A 14,082-nucleotide genomic window follows, 5' to 3' on the forward strand; every position below is an offset into this window, starting at 1 on the left:
TCCATCTCCATATGGAAGAAACAGTCACCACTCGAATCAAATAAACCTGGTTATTTCAGTCATTAACAGAAATTCTACTATAGAACGTTACTGTCGCAATTCGACCGATCGCTAAACAAACTTAAAAGCTAGCTGCCAGACGCACTGAACAACCAGGTCAAAGCGACTGTCTGTTTCTAGTTTAGCGAAAAAACCGCCGTTGAGCAAATAAATTACAGGTCAAACATCACCAATGAGAAAATTATTTAACCATCCGGAAATTCTCCCACTTAGCAAGAACGTTAACGTCTTATCCAGACATTTCCTACGTTTAACGCTGATAATGCCCAGTTGCCTGTGCAGGCGCCCTTGTTAGCTTCTCTGTACTCAGCGGCGCTCACAGTTGGGTGAGCTTCTGCAGGGGTCAACCGGTCAAGCTCGTTTCACCAGCTTTCGGTCCAAAATTGACGCAGGATAAGACGGTCATTTGGCCAATGTCAGTAACATTGGGATCGCGCAACACTGACGATGTCAGGCATGACCGCCGTTCCCTAACGTTCAACCTTTACTTAAATTCCGTTTAAATTCAAGCAAAATCACCGTCTCAACCGGTTTTAGGAGTTTTTATTTCGGAGTCAGCTTGGTATAATGTCAATAACTGGGCCACAAACTGAAAGCTGCGGTTTTCAAGCGAAGGAGTGTGAGGAGTCGATGACTATTCGGTATCCCAATGGGAATGCCTATCAAGCACCAACAGCAAAGACAGGGCCCCGGTTCCCTAGCACCTACACGAACTATGGTAAGCGTGGCATGACGCTAGAAGAGGAACTGAACGAAAGTAATACTTACTATGAAACCAACGGGATGGCCGTCGTGCACAAGAAGCCGACCCCCATTCGGATCGTTAAGGTCGATTATCCCAAGCGGAGTGCCGCTGTTATCAAGGAAGCCTACTTCAGTACCGCTTCCACAACTGACTACAATGGTGTCTACCAGGGCCGTTACTTGGACTTTGACGCCAAAGAGACCCGTAACAAGGGCTCATTTCCGCTAAAGAACTTCCATCAACACCAGATCGACCACATGCGTGCTTGCACGGCTCAAGGCGGAATCTGTTTTGCCATTATTAAGTTTGTCGAACGCCAAGAGGTCTTCCTCTACCCAGCGCAGGACCTCTTTACTTTTTGGGACGAGCAAACCACCGGTGGTCGCAAATCCATCCCCTATTCGGAAATTGCGGCTCATGGCATCAAGATTCCCGTTGGCCTGCAACCCCCAATTCCATATCTCAAAGCCGTGGATCAGCTTCTCTAAAATGATGTAACCTAAGTAGAAGCGAACACGTTTAAACGCAAAGGAGATTACCATGTCTAGTAACAATTCAACCCGTGAGACCCGGATGAGCCGCAACGCCGACCATCAATCGGGCCCCCAACGTCCGCATCACGGCTGGCGTCTATTTCGCCGAATCCTATTTATCATCGTCGCCATTGGTGTTTTTGCCATCGTGGCTGGCGCCGGCCTTTTCTTTTTCTACGCACAGAGTGCTCCCAAGATTACGCAGAGCGCACTGTCTTCCGACGCTTCCACCCGAGTCTATGATGCTAATAACAACGTCATCTCTCGACTAGGTGCCCAAAACCGGACTTACGTGAAGTCCAAGAACATTCCTGACACGTTAAAGGCCGCCGTCGTTTCCACTGAAGACCGGCGTTTCTATCAAAATAACGGGGTCGACCCTATCCGAATTCTAGGTGCCGCCTTCGCTAACGTGTCCGGCTCTTCGCTGGGGATGCAAGGGGGGAGTACCTTGACGCAACAACTCGTCAAGCTCTCTGTCTTCTCAACAGCGGCTTCCGACCGAACACTACGGCGGAAAGCCCAAGAAGCCTGGTTAGCCCTTCAAGTCGACCATAAATACTCCAAAGATCAAATCTTGGAATACTACATCAACAAAGTTTACATGGGCAATGGTGTCTACGGGATGCAAACTGCCGCGCAATACTATTACGGCAGTTCTCTGCAGAACCTTTCCTTACCACAATTGGCCCTGTTAGCTGGGATGCCGCAATCGCCAACTAACTACGATCCAACGACCTACCCCGCCACCGCTAAGAAGCGCCGGGACCTGGTCTTAAACGCCATGGCTAAGAACAAGGTCATCACGGCCGCACAGGCCCAACAAGCCGAGGCCGTTAGCATCAAGAATGGCTTATCTTCCATTCATCAGACAACGGCTTCTACAAGTGCTAAGACGACTAAGGTCATCGACGCCTACCTCAAGCAGGTGTACTCCGAGTTGAAGGCCAAGGGGTATAACACCACGACCGGAGGCTTAAAGGTTTACACCAACCTGAATATGGATGCCCAACAGAAGCTCTATAACATTGCCAATACCAGTGCCTACATTGCTTATCCTTCTGACAAATTCCAAGTTGGGTCGACCATCGTCAACCCAAACAACGGGAAGGTCGTTGCCATGATCGGCGGTCGAAAGACCGGTAACGTGACATTTGGTCTGAATCGGGCCGTTCAAACCGGGCGGTCGAGTGCGTCAACGGCAAAACCCTTAATGGATTACGGTCCGGCCATTGAATATCTCAACTATCCAACCTACGAACCCGTTAAGGATACTGCCTTTACCTACCCTGGGACCGATAAGAAGCTTTACGACTGGGATAAGCAGTACCAAGGGACCATCACCATGCGTAAGGCCCTCTACGAATCACGGAACATTCCCGCAATTCGGACCTTACAAAATGTCGGCATTAGTAAAGCCACAACCTTCTTGAAGGGCTTGGGGATGACCTTCGACAAGACGCTGACCCTGCAAAATGGGATTGGGTTGTACATCTCAACTGAACAAGAGGCCGCTGCTTATGCCGCCTTTGCGAACGGTGGGACCTACTACAAGCCTTACCTGGTCTCCAAGGTGGTCACTCAGGACGGCAAGGCCCACAACTACTCGTCAACGGGTAAGCGGGCCATGTCCGCTGCAACAGCCTTTATGCTGACCGACATGATGAAAGACGTCATGACCAATGAAAATGGTTCTGGTCGTTCCGCTGCTATTTCTGGCCTGTACCAAGCTGGGAAGACCGGGACGGACTCCTACCCAGACGATTACGCGGACAAGGTCCCGGATGGCGCAACGATGGACTCCTGGTTCACGGGATACACCAAGAGTTACGCCGTCTCCGTTTGGACCGGTTACGACAAGCAGTTCCAGACCGGCCACTACGTGAGTGAAGCGGAAACCAAGATTGCTCAGGAAATCTACAAGTACGAGATGAGTTATCTCGCGCAGAACGCACCGAATACCGACTGGACTAAACCAAGTACTGTAACGGAAACCACGCAGAATAACAACAAGGAATACTACATTACGGGACATGCCGGAACGGTTGCGGACACGACGTCCACCAGCCAATATGGCTCGACTAACACGACCAGTTCCTCCGCCTACAGTAGTAACAGTCAGGTCACGACGAGTTCTAGTTCGTCTAAGGTCAGTTCCTCTACGACCGAATCCAGCACCAGCAAGGAATCTTCTAGTACGGAACAAACCCCTGGTGGTAACGGTAACGACGACAATACGGACAGTAGCTCCACGACCACTTCGTCTGCGAGTTCCACCACGCAAACACCTGATAACAATAAAGATGCTAATAGCTAACCTATGAGCCATAAAAAGCCACCCGTAAACAGTCAGTTTGACTGCTTACGGGTGGCTTTTTTAGTTCGGTCGAAAGTTAAGTTCTAAAGCCATCGTCTATGGCTCAGGAAACCGTCTCCAGTTCCGTCTCCTGACCAATTGCCAAACGTAGCTTGCGGCTCAGCCTAGTTATCCGTCAATTTAAAAATGGGGATATCTGGAATCTGCGGGTTCGGCTGATTAGAATGATCACCAGTCGCTGACCGGCGCGGTTCTTGGCGTTCCTTTTCCCGTTGTACTTGCGCGGCCGTCTTTAAGTTCTTCTTTTCCCAGCTCAATAGGATGCGATCCATGTACTTTAGGCTGTACGCCTGACTCAAGACCGCTTCCTTCAACGCCAACTGAATGAGCTCTGGACGGTAGTGGTCCTCGTCCAACCACTGGCTAATGCTTTCCATTTCTAGTGGTGACAGTGGCCGACCAAATTCCGTTTCGATTTGATTAAAGACCGTTGACCGATCATTGGTAGCCGCCTGCTTGACCTCTTTTTGAACTGTCTGCACATCTAGTTGGCTTAGCTTTTCCGTTAACAAGCTAAAATCATACGTATCCGCCTTTTGCCCCTGCGCGTTCGTCACGCTGGTGATCACCATTAGCTTGGCGGCAATCATCTCGTGGAGCAACTGGTAAACGCGCTGTTTGTCCCAGCCCAAGCATTTCGCAATACTCTCCGCTTCCGGCAGCTGTTCACCACGGTCCATCTGCCGTCTCAGTTGCAGATAGACCAGCAGCTGATCCGTGGTCATCCCCACCTCACGAAAATGGTCGAGCAAGTAATTGGCAACACTGGTTTGACCAGCCTGAATATAGCGCATCATAAACTCTGCCATGCGTTGGCCTCCTTATTTTTCAAGTCCTCATTAGTCTAACACGTTCCCTGAGCCCTGACGAAACGAAACGACCGGAACCTACTTGCGGTCCGGTCGTTAAGTCATTGTTATTTTAATTGATTCATCCCATGAATTTCTTTAGTCGGGCCAACGCAACGCGCAACGTCGTCAGGTCCGTCGCATAGCTCAAGCGGATATGACCTGGTAGTCCAAAGGCCTCGCCGGTCACAACTGCCAAGTGCGCCTCATTTAACAACGCAGTCACAAATTCATCGGTCGTGGTATAGCCTTTCAACGCCATAGCTTCCGTCACATCAGGAAATAGGTAGAAAGCGCCCTGCGGCTTGGCATTGAGTTTGAACCCCGGGATGGCTGCTAACAAGGGATAAACCACGTCTAAGCGCTGTTTAAACCCGTTCTTCATCTCGACCACCGGTGTTTGGTCACCAGTCAGTGCCGCTAACGCTGCCGCCTGGCTCACCGCCGCCGCGTTTCCCGTCATGTGTGACAACCCATTTTTTAACGCCGTCATCACCTCGGCCGGACCCACAGCGTAGCCAATTCGCCAACCAGTCATGGCGTACGTCTTGGAAACGCCATTAACTAGAATGGTATGGGCCACGATATCGGCACCCAACGTCAGCATCGACGGTACGGGTACCGGACCGTCGTAAACCAATTCGCCATAGATTTCATCCGCGACAATAACTAGGTCGTGTGCCACGGCCCAGTTTCCAATTGCCCGCAGCTCATCAGCCGTGTAGACCAAGCCGCTGGGATTCTGGGGTGAGTTCAGGACGATTGCCCTGGTGGCCGGGGTCACCGCAGCGTCTAACTGTTCTGGCGTGACCTTCAGTGATGCCGTTGGGGCGACCTCAATCGGCCGACCACCAGCCAACTTAACCTGTTCGGCATAGCTGACCCAGTACGGCGCTGGAAGCAAGACTTCATCGCCAGGGTCAATTAAAATCTGAAATAACGCATATAACGCCATTTTCGCGCCGGTCGTCACCACGACTTGATCCGTAGTGACTGCCACCCCTTGTGTCGCTTGAAGTCGCTGAACGATTGCCTGACGCAGCGCCAGGGTTCCGGCCGTTGCCGTATAACTGTTGACTTGATTGGCGCGAATCGCCGTGACCGCAGCCTCACGAATCGCTGTTGGCGTCGCATAATCCGGTTGACCAACGCTAAGGTTGATCACGTCAACGCCCTGAGCCCGTAGCTGGGCAGCCTGCTGACCCGTCTTTAACGTAGCTGAGGGGCGCACAGCACGCGCGCGTTGTGATAATTGCATGGTGAGTCCTCCTCTCGGTTGCGATTAGATGTTAGCAATCTGTTGCAAGATTTTTCCATTGCTGTATTGGAAAGTCAGGTAGCAGAGTTTACCGGATTGGTTCAGGTAACTGACCTGCCAAGCTGGCTTGCCGTTAAAAATGCTCAATGCTGCAGCAAGCACCTTTTTCGGATTTCGCTTCCAGACCTGTTCAAGTACCGTGTTGCGCGACAGACCCTCGCTTTGTTTCAACACCGTCACGTTATTGCCCGACTTGGGAACAATTGCGTAGACGGCCTGTTGCGCCTTGTTTTTACCCGCAACCGTATAGTAAGTCGTATTGAGATTGGTCCAGTAAAAGTCGCTGGTACTGGTCAAATGGCCAGACTTCTTCGCCACGGTCTCGGCGTGCGTCTGCATCTGACTCAGTGGCTTGCTCGCCTTACTGATCACATAACCGCCACTCAGCAGCAGGACCAGGATCACGAGTAAGATACTCAGTAGAACCCAGTGACGTGGCCGGCGACGCTGCTGATATTGTTGTCTCATCAATTTACATCGTACTCCCTTGTCAAATTTCAATCTTTGTCAATTATATCAAACTTCGGGAGGGGTCACCGAGTTGTCCGGGCTTTTTTCAAAAAAATTAATTAAACCTTGGGCAATGACACTCACGTCCCCAGTAATCTTGGGTAGATCGTCCGGCAACGCCCGCAGGATGCTTTGCCCATACTGACGTTCCAGCACCCGTTGATCCAGTAAGACAATGGCGCCGCGGTCGTTCGGTGTCCGAATCAACCGGCCGATGCCTTGCCGCAATTTCAGCGTCGCCGCTGGCAGGGCTGCATTGTAAAATGGATTCTTGCCGGCCGCCTCTAAACGGGCATAGTTGGCCTTAACGAATACTCGATCTGGTGAATCGAACGGCAAGCGTGTCACAATCAATAGTTCCAGCTGTTCAGCCGGAAGATCGATGCCCTCCCAGAAACTAGCTGCTCCCAATAGGATAGCACCGTGACTAGTCGCAAATCGTTTTGCAATCCGTTCGCGACTACCACTGATACCTTGGGCAAAGATCTCGCGCTGGGCAAATTCTGGCTGTTGCGTCAGCTGTTGATAAACTTGTTCGATCACACTGAGTGAGTTGAACAGGACCAGCGTCTGCTTATTCACGGCTCCGGCCATCTGCGTAATCGCTGCCGTTAGGTACGTCACGTAGTCCTCAGGTGATACCCGGGTCAAATTGGGCCCGGTATCACTGATAAACAGTTCGGCTTGTTGGCCATAGTCAAAGCTCGACCGCATCCGGTGGGTCACCGTGTCATCACGGTCCAGATCAAACTGATCCAGAACGTACTGCGACCGTCCAGAAGAAAACAGCGTGGCTCCCGTCAGCAAGACCGGTTGGTACCCGGCATACAAATGATGGCGCAAGAAGCCCTCAGTTGCCAGCAAGCCACTTGCCAATTGGAGACTGTTGCGATCACCCAAATGATTGATCGTCAACCAAAAGAGACTGGCTGGCGCCTGATTGCTGACCTGCTTAAGAATCATCAGGAGACGACTCATCTGGTCATCAAAAAGGTGAATCCGCGTATCGACCTGCTCGAACAAGTAACGTTGCGAAGCTGCAAACCGATCTTGCTGTTGATCGTAGCGTTGGCGTAAGTCGCCCAGTGCCGCCAACAACTCGTTGGTCGCCCGTGTCGCCGTTTCGACCGCCGTTCCCCGTTGCAGTTCGGCAGCAAGGTCCGCTGCGGGAATCAATTCCTCAATAATCTGATTGTGATTGTTGACCCGTTTATTCGCCAAGAAGCGCAGGAAAAGCTGCTTGATCAATTGGTTCAGCTGCGTCTCTAACGTCTCACTAGCCGCTAAGATGCGGTGGAGCGTCGTGATTGCCGCAGCATCCCCACTGAATAAGCTCAGCAGACTCGGCCCAATTTCGCGGCTGATGTCGCGTTCCACGTGATGAAGTTCGTTGATCAGCTGGGAGAATTTAACCTGCGTGCGGCGTTGTTTCAGCGTGCTGTCTGGCAAATGCTGAGCCTCGTCGACTACCAGATAAGGATGGTCGAGTCGTTCGCCCAAAGCTAAGGCGTGTTCGCTGAGGTAGGCGTGGTTCACGATGATAAATTGGGCCTGTTCCATTCGCTGGTCTCGCCGCCGTAAGAAGTCGTCCTCATAGAAGGGACTGTCTGCGGTAACTGTGCCCTCGTGAATAATCTCTTGAAAGTATGGCGCACGGTACGTTGCCAAATGTAACTCGTCGAGATCCCCGGTCGTGGTCATCGTTAACCAGACTAACAAACGAAGTTTAAGGAGCTGCGTCTGCTTAGACGTCTCGGCCACCTTAAGGGTCGTTGCGAACCGCTGCAAGTCTAAATAATGTTGACTCCCCTTGACCAGCACGGCATTAACCGTAAAGGGCACAATCTGTTTGAGCAACGGAATCGTTTGATCCAACAGTTGTTCTTGCAAGAGGGTCGTTGCAGTGCTAATGACCACGGACTTCCCCGTCTGACTCAAATAAGCCATCGGTAACACGTAACCCAGACTCTTCCCGATTCCCGTCGGTGCTTCCACAATCATCTGTTTGACCGGATGCTGGTCGGCCGCCGCGTAGTTGTTGTAGATGTAATTCATCATTTTTGCCTGTTCAGGCCGCCACTCTAGATTATCCGGCATCAACTTTTGCTTCTGCTTTTTGGTCTTGGGATACTTACTAGGCGTTGCTAAGGTGCCAGCTGGCAAGGGGGCTGCCTGCCGTAAAGCTAACCCATTTTTGATGTACAAATAGTCCGGCAGCTTTCGCGGATTAGCCGCGTTGAGTTGCTGGGCTTCGTTGAACAGATCAGCCGTCTGTAGCGGTAAATCCGGATGCAGGTCGATCATCTGTTGCAAGGTCACTACGGGTAAGGCCCGCAGTCGCCGGAACAGGAAGATAAACAATTCGGCGGTCGCACTGGCGTCGCTGTCAGCGGAATGCGGATTGTCATGTTCAATATTAAAATACCCGCTGAGGTCGCGTAGCCGAAAGCTGGGCGCGGTCGGCAGTAAAATCTGACTCAAAGAGACCGTATCGACCGCCGCAATCGTTAACTCGGGATAACCGACTCGCGAAAATTCGGCGTTAATGAACGGCAAGTCAAAATTGACATTGTGGGCCACAAAGACCGTATTGGTCAGTAAGCTGTAGAGGGTGCCCGCCACGTCGTCAAATAAGGGGGCATGCCGCACCCGTTGATTCGTGATGCCCGTCAACCGAGAAATCGCTGCTGGAATCTCCCGCAACGGATTGACGTCCGTTTCAAAGTGATTAATGATCTGGTTATGTTGGACGAAGACGCACCCGACTTGGATAATGCGGTCGCCATCTGTCACACTGGTTCCGGTAGTCTCAATATCGACCACCGCATAAACCGTGTCTTTATCCATAGTATGCTCACCAATTTCTGCACAATTTGCGATAATAACTGGCACTATGATACACCACTTGGCCGGCCAACGCTACGCTAGAGTTTCTCCCATTAAGAGTTTCGAGTTGGGCCACGCCTTTTCTAACAGCCTTACTTGGCTGGTAACATAAAATTAGGAGAGACTAGCTCTGCTACTAAGGTTGGCGCACTCAGACGAAACGCTCGTGAAATTATTTGATCATCAACTTGTTAGCGCTAACTCGGGCCATCACGCAGCATTTCTCAGAAGCAGCTCACCGTCTTAATTCACCTAGAGTTTGACACAACCCTGTTCAAATTCTTCTGAAACGTGTAATATGACAAGGCCAAGTCATCTAAGGTCCTTGGAGTGACTGGTCGGAAGAAACAACACTGGCTAAGTGCGGCTAAGCCTGTTCTCACCATCGCAGGTAGGCCACCGCTAGCTAGTCTAGTAATCCTAATCCTTGTTAGTCAGCCGCTAACGTCCGCTTTATCAACAGCGCACCCTAGCCAATTATCATGGCTAATATTTTTCGGTGTACTTTCTATAGAAAGACTTAATTTTTCGCCGATTTGGGGATTTTGATGAGCAAAACTAGCGTAAGCGCAGTCAGTAGAGTATGATATTCTGGTAAAATAAAATCGATGGAGAAAGTGAGCGAGATATCTTGGGTAGAACCACAATTGGGAAAAGCAACGCGAAGATCATTCTCATTGGGGAACACAGCGTGGTATTTGGACAACCCGCCATTGCCCTGCCCCTGCCCTCGGTCACCACGACGGTCGTCATGAGCCAAACGACTCACGGTCAAACCCTGTCCAGTCGTTACTTTGATGGTCCGGTCGTTCAAATGGGCCAAAACTTAGCTGGCGTGGCCGCGTTGATTCAGGCACTATTGACGCGCTTTGATGCACAAGATACCGCCTTTCACATGGCGATTACCAGTGACCTCCCCGCTGAACGCGGTATGGGGTCGTCTGCGGCCGTGGCCGTGGCCATTACGCGCGCCATGTATGCCTACTTTCAGCGACCACTGACCCGTGACCTGCTTCTAGCGACGGTCGACATTGCTGAAAAGATCACCCATGGCAATCCCAGTGGCTTAGACGCCGCCACGGCGAGTTCCGACGTCCCCATCTGGTTCGTTCCCCACCAGGAGACCCTTCAGATTCCATTTACCCTGCAAGGTTATCTGGTCATCGCAGACAGCGGAATCAAAGGGCAAACGGGTAAAGCAGTTGCCGCCGTTGCCCGCCGTAAAACGGCCTTTCCTCAAGAAACGGATGCCCGGATCAGTAAACTGGGCCGACTCAGCACGGCGGCGCGGCAAGCCCTCGCGACCCCTGATCTCCCGCAGTTGGGCCACATCTTAAACGATTCCCAGCAACAACTAGCTGGTTTAGGCGTCAGTTCGACTGAACTCAATCAGCTCATACAGGTCGCGCTCACAGCGGGGGCCCTCGGCGCTAAACTAACGGGGGGCGGTATGGGAGGCTGTCTAATTGCCCTGTGCCCTGATCTCGCCACGACCGAACGCGTTAAAAATAGTCTACTTGCAGCCGGTGCCACTGATACGTGGACGGAAGCCTTTAATCTCGAGGAGGAACACCAATGAACCCAGCGGTCACCGCACGTGCACATACCAACATCGCCCTCGTGAAATACTGGGGCAAGGCCGACACTGACCTTATCATCCCCCAAACGAGTAGCTTGTCGCTCACCTTGGATCAGTTCTATACGGACACCACAGTCCAATTTGACGAGCACCTGGCCGCAGATGAAATTACGGTCAACCACCACCTACTTTCCCCGATAGCTGGTCAAAAAGTACATAAGATTCTTAACCTGGTGCGCGAACAGACCCAGCGCACCTCTTTTGCGCGGGTAACGTCCATCAACCACGTGCCAACCGCCGCTGGTCTGGCCTCTTCAGCCTCAGCGTTTGCAGCGTTGGCAGGAGCCGCTAGTCGGGCTGCTGGTCTTGACCTTGACCGAACGGCGTTATCCCGGCTAGCACGCCGGGGCTCCGGTTCGGCCACCCGCTCCATTTTCGGTGGCTTTGTCGAATGGCAGGCCGGTCACGATGACGCGAGCTCATTTGCTATCCCTTTTGAAGAGACCGTCGATTGGCCGATTGCCATGGTCGCGTTGGTCTTAGACGCGCGCCGCAAGAAAGTCAGTTCACGGCAGGGGATGCAAAATAGCGTGACCACCTCGCCGTACTACGCCGCTTGGAAAGACGTCGTTGCCCACGACTTGGCGGCTATTAAACCCGCTATCCGTGCGCACGATTTTACCACGACCGGTGAAATCTTAGAAGCCAACGCGATGCGCATGCACGCGCTCACACTGAGTGCGCAGCCACCGTACAGTTACTTCAACGGCGACACCTTAGTTGCCATGCAGACCGTTCAGCGGCTCCGTGAAGCTGGCATTGCCTGCTACTACACACTCGATGCTGGGCCGAACGTCAAAGTCTTCTGTCAAGTCGCTGACCTACCGACCATCACCCAACATTTCGCCCAACAGTTCGGGGCGCAAAACGTGATCGTGGCGCATCCTGGACCGGGCATTCAATTTAGCTAATCTTTAAAAAAATTACTTATTTAGTCGTTACAGAAGGGACCTGATTTTTTGATTTCCGCGAAAGCACCCGGAAAACTCTATATTGCTGGCGAATACGCCGTGGTCGAACCGGGATATCCGGCGATCATCGTTGCACTGAACCAATTTGTGACCGTTTCAATTACCCCCAGTCAAGACTACGGTCGCATCGCCTCCAAACAATACCAAGAGAACTCCCTCTACTGGCAACGCCAGGGATCAGAGCTCGTCTTTGACAACCGGGACAATCCCTTCCACTACATTTTGTCCGCCATTCGTTTGACGGAACAGTACGCGCAGTCATTGGGTAAGCCCCTCACCATCTATCACTTAAACGTCAACAGTGACCTGGATAGTGCCGACGGGAAAAAATACGGATTGGGCTCTTCAGCCGCCGTGACCGTTGCCACCGTCAAGGCCCTCTGTCAGTTTTACGATATTCCCATGAGCAAGGACCGCCTATTCAAATTATCTGCGATCGCCCACTTGGACGTTCAAGGTAATGGCTCGTTAGGCGACATCGCCGCTTCCGTTTACGGCGGTTGGATCGCCTATCAGGCCTTTGACCGGGATTGGTTGGCCTCCGCTCGGCGTGAACTGAGCCTCACCCAACTCTTACAAACGGAGTGGCCCGGCCTGCAGATCGAACTTTTGACCCCGCCGGAACCCCTCCGCCTAATGATCGGTTGGACCGGGACCCCCGCATCGACTTCACATTTAGTGGACAAGATTGCACTCTTCAAAGCTACCCGTCGTCAGGATTACCACGCATTTCTCCGTGAAAGTCGCGAATGTCTGCAACGGATGATTCAAGGCTTTCATGATCAAGACCTAGATGCCATTCAAAAGGAAATCAACGTGAATCGGCAGTTGCTGAATCGTTTGGCCTGCCTGAGTCACGTGACGATTGAAACGGAACTGCTGAAAACCATGTGCGACATCGCCGTTCACATTGGTGGGGCTGCCAAGTCTTCCGGTGCCGGTGGTGGTGACTGTGGGATCGTCATCATCAACGCCGCCAAGGACCTAGCGCACTTACTGCATGAATGGGAAGCTCGCGGCATCGAACCACTTAAGTTAAACGTCCATCACGTCATCGAATAATTAAGGAGCCGTTACCATGGAGGACCTATCACGTCACGCTCACCGCAAGGACGAACATCTGTCCCTCGCCGAAAAATTTTATACACCAGACGCCACTAGTCAATTCGACCAGCTCCGTTTCGTTCACCAAAGTTTACCGGAAATGAGTGTCGGAGACGTGGATCTGCAGACGCACCTGGGCCCCTTAACGTTACCGGTCCCCCTGCTGATTGAAGCCATGACCGGTGGCAGTCCCCGCACGGGTAAAGTTAATGCCGCCTTAGGTCGCATCGCGGCGGCTACGGGGATGCCTGTGGCAACTGGCTCACAAAGCATTGCGTTGCAAGACGATGCAGCCATTGCCACCTTCACGCCATTGCGAGAAAACAATCCCGACGGCATCGTTTTTGCCAACATGGGGGCCGGACACACCGTCGCCCAAGCCCAACGGGTCATTGACATGCTGGCTGCCGACGCCTTAGAGCTTCACGTCAACGTGGCTCAAGAACTCGTCATGCCCGAGGGTGACCGTGACTTCCACTGGCTCGACAGCATTGGTGAAGTTGTTGCGGGTGTCAGCGTCCCGGTCATCGTGAAGGAAGTCGGCTTTGGCATGGCCCGTGAAACACTGCAGCAATTGGCTCAGGTCGGCGTTCGCTACGTTGACCTGAGTGGCCGTGGCGGAACGAACTTCGTACAAATCGAAAACTTCCGCCGGCCCGAAAAAGAGCTGCGTTATCTCGATGGTTGGGGCCAGTCAACAGTAGAATCCCTACTGGAAGCCCATGCTGTTCCCCAACTTCAAGTCGTTGCTACTGGGGGGATTCGTCAGCCGTTGGATGCGGCCAAAGCGCTGGCACTCGGCGCCAATCTCGTCGGTAGTGCCGGTCAAATTCTCCACAGTCTGATCAGGACCGATGAAGCGCGCACCACCGCGATGTTGCGCGAATGGCAAACGGGTCTCCGGCGCATCATGACTTTACTTGGGTGCTACAACTTGGCGGACTTAAAGCAACAACGGTTGTTGCTTTCTCCAGAATTAGAGAGCTACTGCCGCCAACGACACCTCACTTATTAAATGAAAAATTAAAAAAACGCCACCGGAATTGATTTTTCCGATGGCGTTTTTAGATTAACTAACCTTATTATAACAA

At 52.2% G+C, this 14,082-nt stretch carries 10 protein-coding genes; 6 read left to right on the forward strand and 4 right to left on the reverse strand.

Annotated elements, in window-relative coordinates; all coding sequences use genetic code 11:
* Positions 1-690: 690 nt before the first annotated feature.
* Together recU and FAY32_RS02965 are read left to right on the forward strand one after the other, a co-directional pair.
* Positions 691-1,293 carry a Holliday junction resolvase RecU gene (recU, locus tag FAY32_RS02960; protein WP_143461984.1) on the forward strand — a complete coding sequence of 201 codons (603 nt, stop codon included), beginning with the start codon at positions 691-693 and terminating at the stop codon, positions 1,291-1,293.
* A 52-nt stretch (positions 1,294-1,345) separates the two neighbouring features.
* Positions 1,346-3,655 (forward strand): transglycosylase domain-containing protein, encoded by a 2,310-nt coding sequence (locus tag FAY32_RS02965; RefSeq protein ID WP_143461985.1) that lies wholly within the window; start codon positions 1,346-1,348, stop codon positions 3,653-3,655.
* A 164-nt stretch (positions 3,656-3,819) separates the two neighbouring features.
* Here the strand turns inward: FAY32_RS02965 and FAY32_RS02970 are convergent, their stop codons facing one another.
* From FAY32_RS02970 to FAY32_RS02985, 4 genes are all read right to left on the reverse strand, one after another.
* Positions 3,820-4,524, reverse strand: coding sequence for a DnaD domain-containing protein (locus FAY32_RS02970; RefSeq protein WP_143461986.1), 705 nt, complete (start codon positions 4,522-4,524; stop codon positions 3,820-3,822).
* A 121-nt stretch (positions 4,525-4,645) separates the two neighbouring features.
* Positions 4,646-5,821, reverse strand: a complete 1,176-nt coding sequence (locus tag FAY32_RS02975; protein ID WP_143461987.1) for a pyridoxal phosphate-dependent aminotransferase — start codon at positions 5,819-5,821, stop codon at positions 4,646-4,648.
* A gap of 24 nt (positions 5,822-5,845) precedes the next feature.
* On the reverse strand, positions 5,846-6,349 hold the full coding sequence (locus FAY32_RS02980) for a cell wall elongation regulator TseB-like domain-containing protein (protein WP_143462133.1): 504 nt from the start codon (positions 6,347-6,349) through the stop codon (positions 5,846-5,848).
* 48 nt (positions 6,350-6,397) lie between these two features.
* Entirely contained in the window at positions 6,398-9,238 is a 2,841-nt protein-coding gene (locus FAY32_RS02985) for a helicase C-terminal domain-containing protein (RefSeq protein ID WP_143461988.1), read from the reverse strand.
* 670 nt (positions 9,239-9,908) lie between these two features.
* Between FAY32_RS02985 and mvk the strand changes: the two genes are divergently transcribed.
* The 4 genes from mvk to fni are packed head-to-tail and all read left to right on the forward strand — an operon-like array spanning position 9,909 to position 14,006.
* The gene (gene mvk, locus FAY32_RS02990) at positions 9,909-10,856 is read left to right on the forward strand and encodes a mevalonate kinase (protein ID WP_143461989.1); all 948 of its coding nucleotides are present in this window, start codon (positions 9,909-9,911) and stop codon (positions 10,854-10,856) included.
* Entirely contained in the window at positions 10,853-11,827 is a 975-nt protein-coding gene (mvaD, locus tag FAY32_RS02995) for a diphosphomevalonate decarboxylase (RefSeq protein ID WP_143461990.1), read from the forward strand. The genes mvk and mvaD overlap by 4 nt, the downstream gene beginning before the upstream one ends.
* Before the next feature lie 48 nt (positions 11,828-11,875).
* Positions 11,876-12,949, forward strand: coding sequence for a phosphomevalonate kinase (locus tag FAY32_RS03000; protein ID WP_143461991.1), 1,074 nt, complete (start codon positions 11,876-11,878; stop codon positions 12,947-12,949).
* Between the two features lie 16 nt (positions 12,950-12,965).
* Positions 12,966-14,006 carry a type 2 isopentenyl-diphosphate Delta-isomerase gene (gene fni, locus FAY32_RS03005; RefSeq protein WP_143461992.1) on the forward strand — a complete coding sequence of 347 codons (1,041 nt, stop codon included), beginning with the start codon at positions 12,966-12,968 and terminating at the stop codon, positions 14,004-14,006.
* The last annotated feature ends 76 nt before the right edge of the window (positions 14,007-14,082 follow it).

It is taken from the genome of Levilactobacillus enshiensis, assembly GCF_007115095.1.
Taxonomy (GTDB): domain Bacteria; phylum Bacillota; class Bacilli; order Lactobacillales; family Lactobacillaceae; genus Levilactobacillus; species Levilactobacillus enshiensis.

Bases quoted from the DNA above. Each gene is read 5' to 3' on its own strand.
- FAY32_RS02970 (WP_143461986.1), bottom strand. From the start codon at position 4,524: ATGGCAGAGTTTATGATGCGCTATATTCAGGCTGGTCAAACCAGTGTT.
- FAY32_RS02975 (WP_143461987.1), bottom strand. From the start codon at position 5,821: ATGCAATTATCACAACGCGCGCGTGCTGTGCGCCCCTCAGCTACGTTA.
- FAY32_RS02965 (WP_143461985.1), top strand. From the start codon at position 1,346: ATGTCTAGTAACAATTCAACCCGTGAGACCCGGATGAGCCGCAACGCC.
- recU (WP_143461984.1), top strand. From the start codon at position 691: ATGACTATTCGGTATCCCAATGGGAATGCCTATCAAGCACCAACAGCA.
- fni (WP_143461992.1), top strand. From the start codon at position 12,966: ATGGAGGACCTATCACGTCACGCTCACCGCAAGGACGAACATCTGTCC.
- FAY32_RS02985 (WP_143461988.1), bottom strand. From the start codon at position 9,238: ATGGATAAAGACACGGTTTATGCGGTGGTCGATATTGAGACTACCGGA.
- FAY32_RS02980 (WP_143462133.1), bottom strand. From the start codon at position 6,349: ATGAGACAACAATATCAGCAGCGTCGCCGGCCACGTCACTGGGTTCTA.
- mvaD (WP_143461990.1), top strand. From the start codon at position 10,853: ATGAACCCAGCGGTCACCGCACGTGCACATACCAACATCGCCCTCGTG.